The following is a 14951-nucleotide window of genomic DNA, read 5'->3' as shown; positions in this document are numbered from 1 at the left end:
TTCGAAAAAAAAAGTTGTCTCTAAGGGATAAAAAATTATCTGAGAGGGATTAATTAGGTGTTATTAATAAATGATATTGTTATTCTGAAAGAAATTGTTAAAAGAAAAACATATTGAAAGGTGTTATCTTTCAGGGTGTTGTATAAAAAGATAAGGAGGTAGGGAGATACCTGTTTTTGAGAAAGTATCCTAAAATGTTTAAAAGAAGATTTACAATAAAAAAAAGGAGGCTGTCTAAAAAGTGTCATTCTGAATGGAATGAAGAATCTCTTTAAAATATATGACTCTGATTATGAGTGAAATAAAATTCTTCGCGTTGCTCTGAATGACAAGATTAACCACTTTTTAGACAGCCTCCTTTTTTTGAAAAATTTGATTAACAACATCCACCACCATCATAATGGTATGTGGATTCTGAAAAATAAATATCATCTCTATTCAATGCTTTTAGTGCTCCTGCTGTTTTATCACAAATAGCTAAAGGCTGATTTTTTAATAATACATGGCCAGCGTTATCATCAAAATAATCTTCATCGCCATAATAAATAGCTGCTTTGCCAGTAAATATACAAGGTCCATCAGCTGGCATAGGGTCTTTTATGGCGGCAACTTCAACAGATTCTATATAAATTAACTCATCTGTTGGGTAATTTTTAGGGTCTAGTATTCTATAGGGTTTTCTTGCTCTAATTTCGATAGTACCGAAACCTGCATCCGTTAATGCCTTTACATATTCTGCAATTGGTAAACTACCACTTAAGCATAAAGCACGTAGTCTTTCATCATTACGTAACGTATCATTCATAGGTTGCTCGCATGTTGGGTCACTCATAACTAATCTACCATGAGGCTTTAAAACGCGATACATTTCTGCAATGGCTTTTTTAAGATCGTCTGCTTTAAAAATATTAAATAAACAGTTTTGGGCAGCCACGTCAATGCTATTATCTTCTACAGGAAGATTCATGGCATCTCCCTTTTTAAGGTCTACAAATTCACTTTTAAACCAATCATTTTGAGTTTCAGCTTCAATGAAATTTTTGCGTGATGCTTCTAACATTTCGTCAACAATGTCAACACCTACAACACCTCCTTTTTGACGATTAAAATAAGCGAATTGTAACAATTCCATACCGCCACCAACACCAACATAAAGCATTTTTGGGTTGTTGGTTAAATCACGAGCATGAACTGTGCTTCCACAGCCATAATTCATCTCTTGCATGATTTTTGGTATTTTTAAACCAGGTAGTTCCCAAATTGGATTTGTCGTGCAACACAATCCAACATCGGGTGTTATAGCTGCTTCTTTATATACATCGTGAGTGGTTTCTAAATAATTACTCATAATTATAAGGTCTTAATAAGTTCTTTAAATAAGGTTATCATATCGGGTTCTGCTTTTGCTGCATTTTCAATGATATCAGATATGTTAACAGGTTCTAAGCTATCTGGGTCGCATTCATCTGTTAAAACTGACACGGCTGCTACTTTTAATTTTAAATGATTTGCCACAATAATTTCAGGTACTGTGCTCATGCCAACTGCGTCCGACCCAATAATTTTTAGCATCCGGTACTCCGCTTTTGTTTCTAATTGCGGTCCTACAACACTTGCGTAAACACCTTTGTGCAATTTGATAGTATTCGCTTTTGCAATGCTTTCAAATTTTGAATTGATTTCAGCATCGTAAGGCGCACTCATATCTGTAAAGCGTTCTCCCAATTCTTCAACACCTTTGAATGCTAAAGGCGAGCTACCTTGTAAATTAATGTGATCTTCAATAAGCATCAATTCTCCTTTTTTAAAGTCTAAATTAATGGCCCCAGCTGCATTAGAAACTAGTAATGTCTTGATGCCTAACTTTTCCATAATGCGAACAGGGTAGGTAACATCTTGTAATGTGTAGCCTTCATATAAATGAAAACGACCTTGCATGACTATAATCTTTTTACCGGCAAGTTCGCCATAAATCAGCTTTCCTTTATGAAACTCAACTGTTGCTGTTGGGAAATTAGGAATATGATTATAACTAACTTCTTTTATAATGTCTATTTCGTTGATGAGTTGTCCTAATCCTGTGCCTAGTATAATGCCAATTTCAGGACTTTCAAAACCTTTGTCTTGTAGATATTTAGTGGTTTCGTTTATATATTTTATCATGTTATGCTTTTGGAATTAATAATTGAGGAATATAAGTTTTATTCTTTCAAAAATATATGATTTTTATATAAAAACTCCTTATTTAATTACCAGCTTTTTAGAAATGCTTTGTCTATCTGAAATTGCAGATAAAATATAAATTCCGGACTTAAGGTTTGATACATCTATATCATTATTTAATCTCACTTCGCTTTGGTGAACAACTTTCCCCAATGCATTAAAAATACGTATTTGAGTTAATGCATCAGTTGGACTGGAAATTCTAACTATACTACTTGCAGGATTTGGAAAAATAGAGGTTTTGTTAAACGCATTTTCTTCAATGTTTAAAACACTACTACAATTAGTTGCATTAAAAGAAGCAAAACTACCAAAATCCCAGAATTGATCGAATGCCAGGCAATAAAAGAATACCCTATCAAAATCTTCAATATTTTTTCCGTTGGGAATATTAACAGTAAATGACTTTGCTCCGTTTGAAGGTATAGCGGGGATACATCCTGTGCATCCAACTAATCCAAATTCAATATTATCTAAATCTGCAATTTTAGAGTTTCTTAAAGCTGTATCAGAAGCACCATTTGAGTTAACTAGATAAGCTCTAATATCTGGACCTCCGGCTGTTTGAAAATTTGTACCTAAATCTAAGGTGACTGTATTGTTGTTATTGAGAGTTACGGTAACATCACCAGATACATTATAAGACGTAATATTAGTGTTATTTCCAAAACTACTTGCGGATGTAGTACACTGAGAAATGCCTGTTTGGGTTATTAAAGATAAAATGAATAATAGTAAAAGTTTTTTCATGACGATTTTAGTATTGAACTCATTTAGACTTTTTGGATTTAAGCGAAAATTAGAAGTTTTTGCCTATGTTGAAGACTTTTTTGAGTTGCATAGCAGAGCTACGGAAGGAAAAAAAGACAAAAACAGAGCTGAAAACAGCAATTTTTTAGCAAATTGAAAAAGTCTAAATGAGTTCATTGTTTAATAATGAATCTAATTTCATTACTAAGTCGCTACCATTTAGAAATAATTTCAATTTATCTTAAAAAATAATTATTTATAGACTTAATTGCTTGATTTTTTCTTGTAATTCTAAATTAGATTTATAAAATTCTGATGCTTCTAAATCTTCAAAGGTGTCTATGTCATTTAATGCTTCTAATAAAGTATAAGATATGTTTTCTTGATCTAATTCTTCAAGCGTTACTTCTAATAAATGAGACTTGCTCCAAGGTTTATTGTTGAATATAAAATGATGCATTTTTGTCATTCCAACTAAGTAGTAGCCACCATCAATTGCAGGGCCAAAAACAACCTCGTTATTATTTAAAGCATTTAGTCCGCTTTTGATATGTTCTGAACTAATATCGGGTAAATCGGAACCTATAAGTAAAATGCGTTCGTAGCCATCTTCAAATCCTTTTATGAAAGCATTTTTCATACGCTCGCCTAAGTTTTCGCCTACTTGTACTGTTTTGTAATCGTTTTTCCATTTGGTGCTAATTATAACATCAGAAAAATAGATTCGCTTATCTGTTGTCATATTTTTAGTAGCAAGTTCGGTAACTTTAACTAACTCACTATAAACTTCAAAAGCACCATAATTACCAATTGTTTTGGCTAGCCTTGTTTTTACTTTGCCTAGTTTTATATTTTTAACAAAAACAATAATGAGTTCTTTAGTCATATACTTTTACACCTTTTTTTACCCATTTACTCCATGCTTTAGAAAAAGCATGAATACTATCTGTTATTTTTTCTGCAGCACTGTAAACAGGTAAATTATTATTTTTCCATTCAAAAATACTACCGTATAAATTTTCCACATTATTATAACCTGCTTTTTTAAGATTATTTGCAATAGAATCTGAGCGAATTCCTAAGGAGCAGTAAACAACTATTTTGGTGTCTTTATTTGGGATTTTTTTCTGAATATTTTCTATTTTGAATTTGTTATAACCAACATAAATAGCGTTTTTTAGATGACTTACGTTGTATTCAGATAGTTCTCTGGCATCTAAAAGTATGGGTTGTATTATTTGTTTTTTTAATTCTTTTACATAAATATAAGGAACTTGCTCTTTATTATATTTTTTTAATAAAGATTTAAGGTTGTTTTGAGAAAAGCCCGAAGCAGCAAAACATATAAATATGTAAAAAAATAATCTATTCATAGATCAAGCTACAATGCCTTGACAACTACTTCCCGCTCCGGCAGTACAACCATAGCAGTGTTGAGAAATAACAATATTACGACCTTCAAGTAGTTCCTCGTTATATTCTGATATATGTTTTACTCTACTATTTACGGGTAATTCTAACATTTGATTGAAATCACAATCAAATAAATAACCATCCCAGCTAACAGATAGTGTATTTGTACACATAACATTGGCTACTGCGGCGGGATTGTATGCTTCTACTAAAGCATACATGTAATCTTCATAATTTTCGGAAGCTATTAAGTAATCTAAAAACCGACTAATTGGTAAATTTGTAATAGCAAATAAATTGTGAAACTGAATGTCAAAATCTTCTTTTAGAGCTTTTTTAAAATCCTTTTCCATAGAAGCTTGATCTCCTGGTAAAAAAGCACCGGATGGATTATATACTAAATCTAATCGAAGACCGCTATCTGGCATACCATAACCAATAGCATTTAATTCTAGCAATGCTTTTATAGATTTGTCAAAAACGCCATCTCCACGTTGCTTGTCTGTTTTTCCACGGGTCCAATGTGGCATTGATGATACGACGTGTACATTATGTTTTTTAAAGAATTCAGGCAAGTCGTAATATTTTTTATTTGCTCTTATGATGGTTAAGTTAGAGCGAACAATAAAGTCTTTAATACCAGCTTTTGCAGCTTCTTCTACAAACCATCTAAAGTCTGGATTCATTTCTGGAGCGCCACCTGTTAAATCTAAAGTGTGAGCTCCTGTATTTTTAATAACATCCAAACATTGCTGCATAGTCTCTCTGGTCATAATTTCCTTGCGATCGGGACCCGCATCAACATGGCAATGTTCGCAAACCTGATTGCACATATATCCTATATTTATCTGAAGAATTTCTAGTTTCTTAGCTTTTAAAGGAAATTGATTTGTTTCAGAAATTTTACTTTTAAACGTTGGTAATTCCCCATTTTGAAATATACCATTCGATAAAATTTCAAGTTGGCGGTTACTTTGTGCCAAATCGCTTTCGCGTTTGTGTAATGATTGTGTTGCCATTAATTTGTTCTAATTTATAAATAGACCCTTCGACTGCGCTCAGGGTAAACGATTCACACAATTTTGAAAATCAAAACTGGTTCTCTGCTTACATTTCTAATTTATTCACTTTATTCATCATCTGTACACCATGCACTAATGTTGCACCACTTTTTATGGCAGCTCCAACATGAAGTGCTTCCATCATTTCTTCTTTAGTAATCCCGCGTTGTAATCCGTCTTTTGTGTAAGCATCAATGCAGTAAGGGCATTGTTCTGTATGAGAAACAGCTAATGCAATTAAAGATTTTTCACGAGCAGTTAGTGTGCCTTCTTCAAAAACTTTTCCGTAGTATTCAAAAAATTTATCACCTAGTTCTTGATTCCATTCACTTATTTTCCCAAATTTTTTAAGATCTGCTGGGTCGTAATATGTTTTTTGCATAAAATTTAATTTTTACTAAAGATAAAAATCTATTGAAGTTATGTCGGAAAATTAAAAAATACTTAACAAAAAAAGTTCAACTATTAATTTTTACCAAAATAATAGTTGAACCATATAATCTTAATGTATTGGTTGCATGTAAAAAAAGAAATAAAACCTTTTGAGAGTCAGTCTTTTAAGTAAAAAGTATTTTAATCTCTTAAAAGACTTCTTGAAATTACAATTTTTTGGATTTCTGAAGTTCCTTCGTAAATCTGTGTAATTTTTGCATCACGCATAAGGCGTTCAACATGATATTCTTTTACAAAACCATTCCCGCCATGTATTTGTACGGCTTCAACAGTATGTTCCATAGCAACTTTAGAAGCGTAAAGTTTTGCCATGGCACTAGATTTGTCATAATTATTGCCCTGATCTTTATCCCAAGCAGCTTTCATAACCAAATAGCGTGCAGCTTCAATTTCTGTATACATATCGGCTAATTTAAAAGCAATAGCCTGATGGTTGCAAATTTCTGTGCCAAAAGCTTTTCGTTCTTTAGAATATTTTAATGCTAACTCATAAGCCCCAGATGCAATTCCTAAAGCTTGTGAAGCAATTCCAATACGTCCACCAGACAACGTTTTCATCGCGAACCTGAACCCAGAACCATTAGCTCCTATTCTATTTTCTTTAGGAACTTTTACATCATTAAATTGTAGTGTATGTGTATCACTTCCACGAATACCTAATTTGTCTTCTTTTGGTCCAACATGAAACCCTTCCATACTTTTTTCAAGAATAAAGGCATTAATACCATGAGAGCCTTTATCTCTATCGGTTTGCGCTATTACTAAATATACATCAGCAGATCCACCATTTGTAATCCAGTTTTTAGTACCATTAATAATGTAATGATCCCCTTTTTTGATGGCAGTAGTTCTTTGTGAAGTAGCATCGCTACCTGCCTCTGGCTCACTTAGGCAAAAAGCACCAAGAAACTCACCGGTTGCTAATTTTGTTAAATATTTTTGTTTTTGTTCTTCAGATCCATATGTTTCTAATCCATAACAAACCAACGAATTGTTTACAGAAACCATTACAGATGCTGACGCGTCAATTTTTGATAACTCTTCCATAATAAGAACATACGAGATAGCATCCATACCACTACCTCCATATTTTGGGTCTACCATGATGCCCATAAAACCTAATGCTCCCATTTTTTTTACTAGTTCCTTTGGAAATTTTTGTTTATTATCGCGTTCAATAACGCCAGGGAGTAATTCGGTTTGTGCAAAATCGCGAGCAGCATCGCGTATCATGATATGTTCTTCTGAAAGATTAAAATCCATAATTCTTCGATTTATTGTTGATTTGATAAAAAATATGTACAAATATAGCTTTTTGGTGTGAAATTTTTAATAAGTATTATTATTTTTACATAATATGATAAAAGACAAGTATCGTGTGGTTGGCGTTATGTCAGGAACATCATTAGATGGAATAGATGTCGTTTATTCACAATTTGAGTTAGATAATGGTGTCTGGCATTTTAAAATTGTACATTCAGAAACGGTTTCTTATAATTCAAGTTGGGAAAATATACTTCGTAATTTAGTTTCATATAATGTTACTGAATTACAACAAATAGATGAAGATTACACGAATTACCTGGCGAGTATAATTAAAAACTTCATCAGTAAAAATAATATAAAAATTATAGATGCTATTTGTTCGCATGGGCATACTGCTTTACATCAGCCAGATACCGGAATTACATATCAAATAGGAAATAAGCCTACGATGGCTGCGCTGTTGAATAAAATGGTGGTTTGCGATTTTAGAGTTCAAGATGTTGAACTTGGAGGGCAAGGAGCGCCTTTAGTTCCGATAGGAGATAAATTATTATTTTCTGAATATGATTTTTGTTTGAACTTGGGTGGATTTGCAAATATTTCGACTGAGTTAAATGATGAAAGAATCGCTTACGATGTTTGTCCTGTGAACATTGTTTTAAATCATTATACTAAATTAATTGGGTTTGATTATGACGATGGAGGTAAAATAGCAGAAACGGGAACTGTGATCAATGAGCTATTAAACAAATTAAATACGCTCTCTTTTTATAAAGAAGATTACCCTAAATCTTTGGGGCTAGAATGGGTCAATAAAAACATTTTTCCCTTAATTGATGCTTTTCAATTAGAGACAAAAGACATTCTAAAAACATTTATAGAGCATATTTCCATTCAAATAGCAAAAGAAATAAACAAAAAAAAACAAGCTTCTGTACTCGCTACTGGTGGTGGAGTCTATAATAATTATTTAGTGGACAGGCTAAAACAGTATTCGCAGCATAACATTATAATACCTTCAAATACGGTTGTGGAATTTAAAGAAGCGCTGATTTTCGGGCTTTTAGGAGTGCTCAAATTAAGAGATGAAGTTAATTGCTTACAAAGTGTTACTGGGTCTTCAAAAAATCATAGTTCGGGCAAAATATATCTACCTTAAAAATAATGAAAAATTAATCCTAAAGGATTTTTGTTTTTTATATTTGTTGCAATAATAATTTAAATCATTTTTATCATGAATCAGCTTTAGCTACGCTTAATAAAACCCTCTGGAAAATTAGATGTAAGCTAAATATGAATCAACTTAAAAATAGAAATGAAAGAATTATTAAAAAAGTACGAAAATAAAGAACCAGAAATTGTTTTTAATTGGAAAGATCCAGAAACATATGCCGAAGGCTGGACTGTTATAAATTCATTACGTGGAGGAGCTGCTGGAGGCGGAACACGTATGCGAAATGGTTTGGATATGAATGAAGTTTTATCCTTGGCCAAAACCATGGAGATTAAATTTACAGTTTCCGGGCCTGCCATTGGAGGTGCGAAATCAGGAATAAATTTCGATCCTAAAGACCCTCGAAAAAAAGAGGTGCTGGAACGCTGGTATGCTGCTGTTTCTCCATTGTTAAAAAGCTATTATGGTACAGGAGGTGATTTAAATGTAGATGAAATACATGAGGTTATTCCAATTACAGAAGAAAGCGGTGTCTGGCACCCTCAGGAAGGTGTGTTTAATGGGCATTTTAAACCAAGCGAAGCAGATAAGATAAATAGAATAGGACAGTTGAGACATGGCGTTATTAAAGTCATAGAAAGCCCTGAATATTCCCCCGATGTTTTAAGAAAATATACAGTAGCAGATATGATTACTGGTTTTGGTGTTGCCGAAGCTGTAAAACAGTATTATGATATCTATGGCGGTTCTGTTAAAGGAAAGCGAGCCGTGATTCAAGGGTTTGGAAATGTGGGTGCAGCTGCAGCTTTTTACTTGTCGCAAATGGGAGCTAAAATCGTTGGAATTATAGATGCCGCAGGAGGTTTAATTAATGAGGAAGGATTTACTTTTGAAGAAATTACGAGTTTATTTCTTGCAAAAAAAGGGAATACATTAGTTAGTAATGATTTAATTCCTTTTGAAGAAGTTAATGAAATAATCTGGTCTATAGAAACAGAAATTTTTGCACCTTGTGCAGCATCACGTTTAATTACACTTCATCAAATAGATCAAATGATTGATAGTGGCTTAGAAGTTATTTCTTGTGGGGCCAATGTGCCTTTTGCAGATAAGGAAATCTTCTTTGGACCTATTATGGAACATACCGATTATAGAGTAAGCTTAATCCCAGATTTTATTTCTAATTGCGGGATGGCTCGTGTCTTTGCCTATTTTATGGAACGTAAAGTGCAAATGACGGATGAAGCCATATTTAAAGATACATCAAATATAATAAAAGAGGCACTCCAGAAAGTGTACAATAAAAATAAACTAAAAACAGAGATCAGTGCAACAGCATATGAAATTGCACTCACTCAATTAATATAATATTTTATTTATGGAAGCAACAATTATTCTAGTATTTGTAATGGGCTATTTAGCTATTACTTTAGAACACAGTATTAAAATTGATAAACTTATACCTGCATTAGTGATGATGGCTATTTGTTGGGCATTAATTGCATTAGGTTTAGAAAGCTTCCCGGAATGGTTTGATTCATCAAAACACGCTTTATTAGATGGCTTTGGAACATTTTCTTCAGAAGAAAAGACACATCTTATGGAAGAAACCTTACTGCATCATTTAGGTAAGACATCAGAAATATTAGTGTTTCTTTTAGGTGCTATGACCATTGTTGAAATTATTGATTATTTTGATGGTTTTTCTACTATTAAAGATTTTATAAAGACCAAAAAGAAAACAAAAATTTTATGGATTTTCTCTATTTTGGCGTTTATTCTTTCCGCTATAATAGATAATCTTACGGCCACTATTGTACTTATCTCAATACTTCAAAAAATTGTAAAAGACAGAAATGTGCGTATTTGGTTTGCAGGTTTAATTATTATAGCTGCCAATGCCGGAGGTGCTTGGTCACCTATTGGAGATGTAACTACGACGATGTTATGGATTGGTAAAAAAGTAACTACAGGCCACTTAATAGGGTATTTGTTTGTCCCTTCTCTCTTGTGTATGGCTGTGCCATCATTAATAGCATCATTTTTACCAGCATTTAAAGGTGATTTAGATATCGAAGAGGTTGAAGAGAAAAAGAAATCAAGGTTTAGTAGTACGATGCTTTATTTGGGACTAGGAGCCATTGTATTTGTACCAATATTTAAGATGGTTACCCATTTACCTCCATATGTTGGTATGATGTTATCGCTGGGTGTGGTCGCTATTTTTGCTGAAATATATAGCAGTTCTAAATTCAGTATGACAGAGCTTGACTCTGAAGAAAGCGATGCACATGCACATCACAGCCCAGTTCATTATTCCTTATCAAAAATAGAATTACCAAGTATTTTATTCTTTTTAGGTATATTAATGGCAGTGGCAGCTTTAGAATCTTTAGGGATTTTGTTTGGGTTTGCATCGTCATTACAAGAATCTATGCCTCAATTAGGAACTGAAATACATCCAGGAGGTGTGTCAGATTTAGTTGTGCTATTATTAGGTGTAGGATCTGCAGTTATAGATAATGTACCATTAGTGGCTGCCAGTTTAGGAATGTTCTCAGAGCCATTAGATCATGAATTATGGCATTTTATTGCCTTTTCAGCAGGAACAGGAGGGAGTATGTTAATTATTGGATCTGCAGCAGGTGTTGTAGCTATGGGAATGGAAAAAATAGATTTTTTCTGGTACTTAAAAAAGATATCATGGTTAGCTTTAATAGGCTTCCTTGTAGGTTCGTTGGCATTTATGGTAACCAGAACATTATTTTAATAAAAAAGGATGCCCCTAAAATTATCATTTTTATGACATCTAAAATTTGTAAATATTTATTTGAAATAAATACAAATAAGTAAAGTTAGAATCTGTGCAAAAAGTATTTTGCATACTTTAGTAGAAAAAGTAACGTTATACATTTGCAATAAATTTAAATTATATGCTTAACACATTATTACAAACCACGCAAGAGGGAGCGGAAGTACTTACCGATGAAGAGTCAGTTGAAAAAACGCTTTCAATTATTGAATTAATAAGTAGCGGAGGTGCCGCAGGACAATTTATAATAGGAGTACTTTTTATATTGCTTGTTGGAGCCATTTATATTTATTTTGAACGCATTTTTGCTATTAAAGCTGCCTCTCAAGTAGATTCAAATTTTATGAATCAAATTAAAGACCATGTTAGTAATGGAAAAATTGATTCGGCTCAAATGTTATGTGCTCAGGTTAATTCTCCAGTTTCAAGATTAATAGGTAAAGGAATTTCAAGAATAGGAAAACCACTAGCAGATATTAATACAGCTATAGAGAATGCTGGACGTTTAGAGATTTATGGTTTAGAAAAGAATGTAAGCATTTTGGCTACGATCTCAGGAGCTGGTCCTATGATTGGGTTTCTTGGAACGGTTATTGGTATGATATTAGCAATATTTGAACTTGCTAATGCTGGAGGAACCATACAAATGGATGTTTTAGCAAGTGGGTTATATACAGCTATGACAACAACTGTAGCAGGGTTAATTGTAGGTATTGTTGCTTATATAGCATATAATCACTTGGTAGTGAAAACAGATAAAGTAGTTTATCAAATGGAAGCTAATTCTTTAGAATTCTTAGATCACTTAAACGAACCTACATAATATGAATTTTAGAGGGAGAAATAAAGTAACGCCAGAATTCAATATGTCTTCAATGACAGATATTGTATTCTTGCTTCTCATATTTTTTATGATAGCTTCCACGTTAGTAACAACTAATGCTATTGATATTGTATTGCCAAAAGCAAGTGGGAAGACCGAGAATAAAAAATCTGTAGCAGTAAGTATAAAAAAGGATTTAACTTATTATATAGACCAGAAGCGAGTTGGAGAGAGTGTTTTAGAAAATGAATTACTAGCAGCATTGTCTTCAAAAGAAAAACCAACGATTGTTTTAAGAGCTGAGAAATCGGTTCCTGTAGAAAATGTGGTTAAGGTTATGGATATAGCTAATAGAAATAAATTCAAAGTCATATTAGCAGTTAAACCTAAATAAAAATAAGCTTATTTAATGAAGACATACTTCAAAACCAAACATGAAAAAAATTCAGCAAAATTAACAACATTAATTGCTGTTATTTTGCTGTTATTGTTGTTTGTGGTAGGAACACCTTATATGGATCCTCCAGAGGAGTATGGTGTTGCTGTAAATTTTGGAAATACAAATTTTGGCAAAGGGAAAGTACAGCCTTTAAAGCCCGTTAAATCGGAACCTCGAAAAATAGATCAACCAGATCAACCGGATGTTTCTAAAGCCGAGCCTACAAAAGCAAAAGCTTCTGAAACAAAAGAAGAGGTCTTGACTCAAGATAATGATGAATCTATAGCTATTAAAAAACAAAAAGAAGCGGAGGCAAAAGCGAAAGCCGTTGCAGATGCCAAAGCTAAAGCAGATGCTATTGCAGAAGCTAAGGCAAAGGCAGAAGCAGAAAGGATTGCAAAAGCAAAGCGAGAACAAGAAGAGAAAAAAAGAAAGTTAGATGCTTTAATAGGAGGTGTCAGTAAATCTGAAGGAAGTGAGACTGGTAGTGAAGGCAACGATGATAGAGCAGGAGATAAAGGTCAGTTAGATGGTAATCCTTATGCTCCAAGTTATTTTGGAGGACGAGGAACCGGTAGCGGGGGTGTTGGTTATGGTTTAAATGGACGAGGTACGGCATCATATAAAAAACTTAAACAAGATTGTAATGAATCTGGGCTTGTTATAGTTAAGATTATTGTTAATCAAAGTGGAAATGTTATTCAAGCGGTTCCAGGTGTTAAAGGCACTACTAATACAGCATCATGTTTATTAGAACCTGCAAAAAAAATAGCGTTATCCCATAAGTGGCGATCAGATTCTAAGGCACCAGCAAAGCAGATCGGTTTTGTGAAAGTAAACTTCAAACTAGGGCAGTAGCAAATGACGTATCAAGATACACTAGATTGGATGTTTTCTCAACTACCAATGTATCAGCGGCAAGGTAAAGCAGCATTCAAAGAAGATTTATCGAATACTTTAATATTAGCAGATTATTTAAATAATCCAGAGCGGCGTTTTAAATCTATTCATGTTGCGGGGACCAATGGAAAAGGTTCTACAAGTCATATGCTAGCATCCGTTTTAGAGGAAGCAGGGTATAAAGTTGGCTTGTATACATCTCCACATTTAAAAGACTTTCGAGAGCGTATTAGAATCAATGGCAATGTTGTAAGTAAACAATTTGTAACGGGCTTCATAAAGCGAAATAAAGTATTCTTTGAGGTGAATTCTTTATCGTTTTTTGAAATGACCGTAGGCATGGCTTTTGAATATTTTTCAAGAGAAAAAGTTGATATTGCTGTTATAGAAGTTGGTTTGGGTGGTCGTTTAGATTCCACAAATATTATAATTCCGGAAGTTTCAGTAATTACTAATATAGGATTAGATCATACGCAGTTTTTAGGAAATACGCTCGAAGCTATTGCATTTGAAAAAGGAGGTATTATAAAGCGTAATATACCTGTTGTAATTGGAGAAACTCAGGAGGAAACGGCTTCTGTTTTTAAAGGTTTGGCACGTAAGAACAATTCTAAGATTGTATTTGCAGACCAAGAGATTATTAAAGTGTATGATACCGACCTATTAGGAATGTATCAATCTAAAAATGTTAAAACGGTTATTCAAGCTATTAAAGAATTAAGAATTAAAGAGTTTAAAGTCTCTGAACAATGCTTAAAAGAGGGTTTGCTCAAAACAGTTAATAATACGGGGCTATTAGGTAGATGGCAAGTAATAAATGAAACTCCTAAGGTAGTTTGTGATACAGGACATAATAGAGAAGGCTTGAGTTATGTTATAAATCAAATACATAATGAGAAATATAATGACCTACATATTGTCTTAGGTGTTGTTAATGATAAAGATTTAAGTACTATTATAGACTTATTTCCCAAAAAAGCTACTTATTATTTTTGTAAACCTAATATTCCACGAGGTTTAAATGCTAATGTGTTAAAACGCCTTTTTTCTAAGTATAGATTGATAGGGGAGGTTTACAGTTCTGTTAATGAGGCGTATAAAAATGCTCTTAAAAAGTCTAATAAGAATGATTTTATCTTTATTGGAGGTAGTACATTTGTTGTAGCAGAAATAATTTAAATTTTTATTGAAAAAGTTTTTGCAGTTTTAAAAACTCCTTTATATTTGCAGTCCAATTACGAGGGCGCGTAGCTCAGTTGGTTCAGAGCACTTGGTTTACACCCAAGGGGTCAGGGGTTCGAATCCCTTCGCGCCCACAAAATCCTAAAGTATTTGCTTTAGGATTTTTTTGTTTTAAGAAGAAAGCAATGAGAAGTGAAGGATCAAGGATCAAGACTAATTGTCAAGATTAATTGTGAACCACATTATACCAATTCTCATATGAAATAACCGTAATAAAACACCCTTTTTCACCTTCTACTTCAATAGAAAAAGAAACCGTAACTTAGGCTCAATGCTATTAAGTTAAGGATTCATCAAATAGCATCTCGTTGATTTTTAGTTACTTTATGCTTTTTGGTGATTCGTTTTGTTTTATTTCTATGATTAGATCTATTGGGCTTAATGGGGACAAGGTG

General features: G+C 33.1%; 16 protein-coding genes and 1 tRNA gene. 9 read left to right on the top strand and 8 right to left on the bottom strand.

Features of this window, described 5'->3' with window-relative positions; translation table 11 throughout:
- Positions 1 to 376: 376 nt before the first annotated feature.
- The 3 genes from arsM to EM932_RS02970 form a co-directional block, all read right to left on the bottom strand.
- Entirely contained in the window at positions 377 to 1348 is a 972-nt protein-coding gene (arsM, locus tag EM932_RS02980) for an arsenosugar biosynthesis arsenite methyltransferase ArsM (RefSeq protein ID WP_135875346.1), read from the bottom strand.
- Positions 1349 to 1350: 2 nt separating this feature from the next.
- The gene (locus EM932_RS02975; protein ID WP_135875344.1) at positions 1351 to 2163 is read right to left on the bottom strand and encodes a purine-nucleoside phosphorylase; all 813 of its coding nucleotides are present in this window, start codon (positions 2161 to 2163) and stop codon (positions 1351 to 1353) included.
- Positions 2164 to 2241: 78 nt separating this feature from the next.
- Positions 2242 to 2973 (bottom strand): T9SS type A sorting domain-containing protein, encoded by a 732-nt coding sequence (locus EM932_RS02970; RefSeq protein WP_135875342.1) that lies wholly within the window; start codon positions 2971 to 2973, stop codon positions 2242 to 2244.
- Here EM932_RS02970 and EM932_RS20805 point away from each other — a divergent pair.
- Positions 2972 to 3130, top strand: coding sequence for a hypothetical protein (locus EM932_RS20805; protein WP_170179701.1), 159 nt, complete (start codon positions 2972 to 2974; stop codon positions 3128 to 3130). The genes EM932_RS02970 and EM932_RS20805 overlap by 2 nt on opposite strands.
- Positions 3131 to 3229: 99 nt before the next feature.
- On the opposite strand, the gene EM932_RS02965 is transcribed toward EM932_RS20805, so the two are convergent.
- The 5 genes from EM932_RS02965 to EM932_RS02945 form a co-directional block, all read right to left on the bottom strand.
- Positions 3230 to 3859 (bottom strand): TIGR04282 family arsenosugar biosynthesis glycosyltransferase, encoded by a 630-nt coding sequence (locus EM932_RS02965; protein WP_135875340.1) that lies wholly within the window; start codon positions 3857 to 3859, stop codon positions 3230 to 3232.
- Positions 3852 to 4346 (bottom strand): rhodanese-like domain-containing protein, encoded by a 495-nt coding sequence (locus tag EM932_RS02960; RefSeq protein WP_135875338.1) that lies wholly within the window; start codon positions 4344 to 4346, stop codon positions 3852 to 3854. Before EM932_RS02960 ends, EM932_RS02965 begins: the two co-directional genes overlap by 8 nt.
- 3 nt (positions 4347 to 4349) lie before the next feature.
- On the bottom strand, positions 4350 to 5405 hold the full coding sequence (gene arsS, locus EM932_RS02955) for an arsenosugar biosynthesis radical SAM (seleno)protein ArsS (protein ID WP_135875337.1): 1056 nt from the start codon (positions 5403 to 5405) through the stop codon (positions 4350 to 4352).
- Positions 5406 to 5493: 88 nt separating this feature from the next.
- Positions 5494 to 5829, bottom strand: a complete 336-nt coding sequence (locus EM932_RS02950; protein WP_135875335.1) for an arsenosugar biosynthesis-associated peroxidase-like protein — start codon at positions 5827 to 5829, stop codon at positions 5494 to 5496.
- Positions 5830 to 6020: 191 nt separating this feature from the next.
- Entirely contained in the window at positions 6021 to 7163 is a 1143-nt protein-coding gene (locus EM932_RS02945) for an acyl-CoA dehydrogenase (RefSeq protein WP_135875333.1), read from the bottom strand.
- 94 nt (positions 7164 to 7257) lie between these two features.
- Here EM932_RS02945 and EM932_RS02940 point away from each other — a divergent pair, with 94 nt between their 5' ends.
- From EM932_RS02940 to EM932_RS02905, 8 genes are all read left to right on the top strand, one after another.
- Entirely contained in the window at positions 7258 to 8325 is a 1068-nt protein-coding gene (locus EM932_RS02940) for an anhydro-N-acetylmuramic acid kinase (RefSeq protein WP_135875331.1), read from the top strand.
- Between the two features lie 156 nt (positions 8326 to 8481).
- Positions 8482 to 9708, top strand: coding sequence for a Glu/Leu/Phe/Val dehydrogenase dimerization domain-containing protein (locus EM932_RS02935; protein ID WP_135875329.1), 1227 nt, complete (start codon positions 8482 to 8484; stop codon positions 9706 to 9708).
- A 10-nt stretch (positions 9709 to 9718) separates the two neighbouring features.
- The gene (gene nhaD, locus EM932_RS02930) at positions 9719 to 11110 is read left to right on the top strand and encodes a sodium:proton antiporter NhaD (protein ID WP_135875326.1); all 1392 of its coding nucleotides are present in this window, start codon (positions 9719 to 9721) and stop codon (positions 11108 to 11110) included.
- 163 nt (positions 11111 to 11273) lie between these two features.
- The gene (locus EM932_RS02925; protein ID WP_135875324.1) at positions 11274 to 11975 is read left to right on the top strand and encodes a MotA/TolQ/ExbB proton channel family protein; all 702 of its coding nucleotides are present in this window, start codon (positions 11274 to 11276) and stop codon (positions 11973 to 11975) included.
- Between the two features lies 1 nt (position 11976).
- The gene (locus EM932_RS02920; RefSeq protein ID WP_135875322.1) at positions 11977 to 12369 is read left to right on the top strand and encodes an ExbD/TolR family protein; all 393 of its coding nucleotides are present in this window, start codon (positions 11977 to 11979) and stop codon (positions 12367 to 12369) included.
- 15 nt (positions 12370 to 12384) lie between these two features.
- Positions 12385 to 13272 carry an energy transducer TonB gene (locus EM932_RS02915; RefSeq protein WP_135875321.1) on the top strand — a complete coding sequence of 296 codons (888 nt, stop codon included), beginning with the start codon at positions 12385 to 12387 and terminating at the stop codon, positions 13270 to 13272.
- 3 nt (positions 13273 to 13275) lie between these two features.
- The gene (locus tag EM932_RS02910; RefSeq protein ID WP_135875319.1) at positions 13276 to 14493 is read left to right on the top strand and encodes a bifunctional folylpolyglutamate synthase/dihydrofolate synthase; all 1218 of its coding nucleotides are present in this window, start codon (positions 13276 to 13278) and stop codon (positions 14491 to 14493) included.
- Positions 14494 to 14555: 62 nt separating this feature from the next.
- Positions 14556 to 14630 (top strand) — tRNA-Val (locus EM932_RS02905).
- Positions 14631 to 14951 lie beyond the last annotated feature (321 nt).

It is taken from the genome of Flavivirga rizhaonensis (assembly GCF_004791695.1).
Classification (GTDB): domain Bacteria; phylum Bacteroidota; class Bacteroidia; order Flavobacteriales; family Flavobacteriaceae; genus Flavivirga; species Flavivirga rizhaonensis.
This window is presented reverse-complemented; position numbering and strand designations above follow the sequence as displayed.

What these genes read in the sequence shown, in the direction of transcription:
- arsM (WP_135875346.1), bottom strand. Translation starts at nt 1,348, where the DNA reads ATGAGTAATTATTTAGAAACCACTCACGATGTATATAAAGAAGCAGCT.
- EM932_RS02975 (WP_135875344.1), bottom strand. Translation starts at nt 2,163, where the DNA reads ATGATAAAATATATAAACGAAACCACTAAATATCTACAAGACAAAGGT.
- EM932_RS20805 (WP_170179701.1), top strand. Translation starts at nt 2,972, where the DNA reads ATGACGATTTTAGTATTGAACTCATTTAGACTTTTTGGATTTAAGCGA.
- EM932_RS02970 (WP_135875342.1), bottom strand. Translation starts at nt 2,973, where the DNA reads ATGAAAAAACTTTTACTATTATTCATTTTATCTTTAATAACCCAAACA.
- EM932_RS02965 (WP_135875340.1), bottom strand. Translation starts at nt 3,859, where the DNA reads ATGACTAAAGAACTCATTATTGTTTTTGTTAAAAATATAAAACTAGGC.
- EM932_RS02960 (WP_135875338.1), bottom strand. Translation starts at nt 4,346, where the DNA reads ATGAATAGATTATTTTTTTACATATTTATATGTTTTGCTGCTTCGGGC.
- arsS (WP_135875337.1), bottom strand. Translation starts at nt 5,405, where the DNA reads ATGGCAACACAATCATTACACAAACGCGAAAGCGATTTGGCACAAAGT.
- EM932_RS02950 (WP_135875335.1), bottom strand. Translation starts at nt 5,829, where the DNA reads ATGCAAAAAACATATTACGACCCAGCAGATCTTAAAAAATTTGGGAAA.
- EM932_RS02945 (WP_135875333.1), bottom strand. Translation starts at nt 7,163, where the DNA reads ATGGATTTTAATCTTTCAGAAGAACATATCATGATACGCGATGCTGCT.
- EM932_RS02940 (WP_135875331.1), top strand. Translation starts at nt 7,258, where the DNA reads ATGATAAAAGACAAGTATCGTGTGGTTGGCGTTATGTCAGGAACATCA.
- EM932_RS02935 (WP_135875329.1), top strand. Translation starts at nt 8,482, where the DNA reads ATGAAAGAATTATTAAAAAAGTACGAAAATAAAGAACCAGAAATTGTT.
- nhaD (WP_135875326.1), top strand. Translation starts at nt 9,719, where the DNA reads ATGGAAGCAACAATTATTCTAGTATTTGTAATGGGCTATTTAGCTATT.
- EM932_RS02925 (WP_135875324.1), top strand. Translation starts at nt 11,274, where the DNA reads ATGCTTAACACATTATTACAAACCACGCAAGAGGGAGCGGAAGTACTT.
- EM932_RS02920 (WP_135875322.1), top strand. Translation starts at nt 11,977, where the DNA reads ATGAATTTTAGAGGGAGAAATAAAGTAACGCCAGAATTCAATATGTCT.
- EM932_RS02915 (WP_135875321.1), top strand. Translation starts at nt 12,385, where the DNA reads ATGAAGACATACTTCAAAACCAAACATGAAAAAAATTCAGCAAAATTA.
- EM932_RS02910 (WP_135875319.1), top strand. Translation starts at nt 13,276, where the DNA reads ATGACGTATCAAGATACACTAGATTGGATGTTTTCTCAACTACCAATG.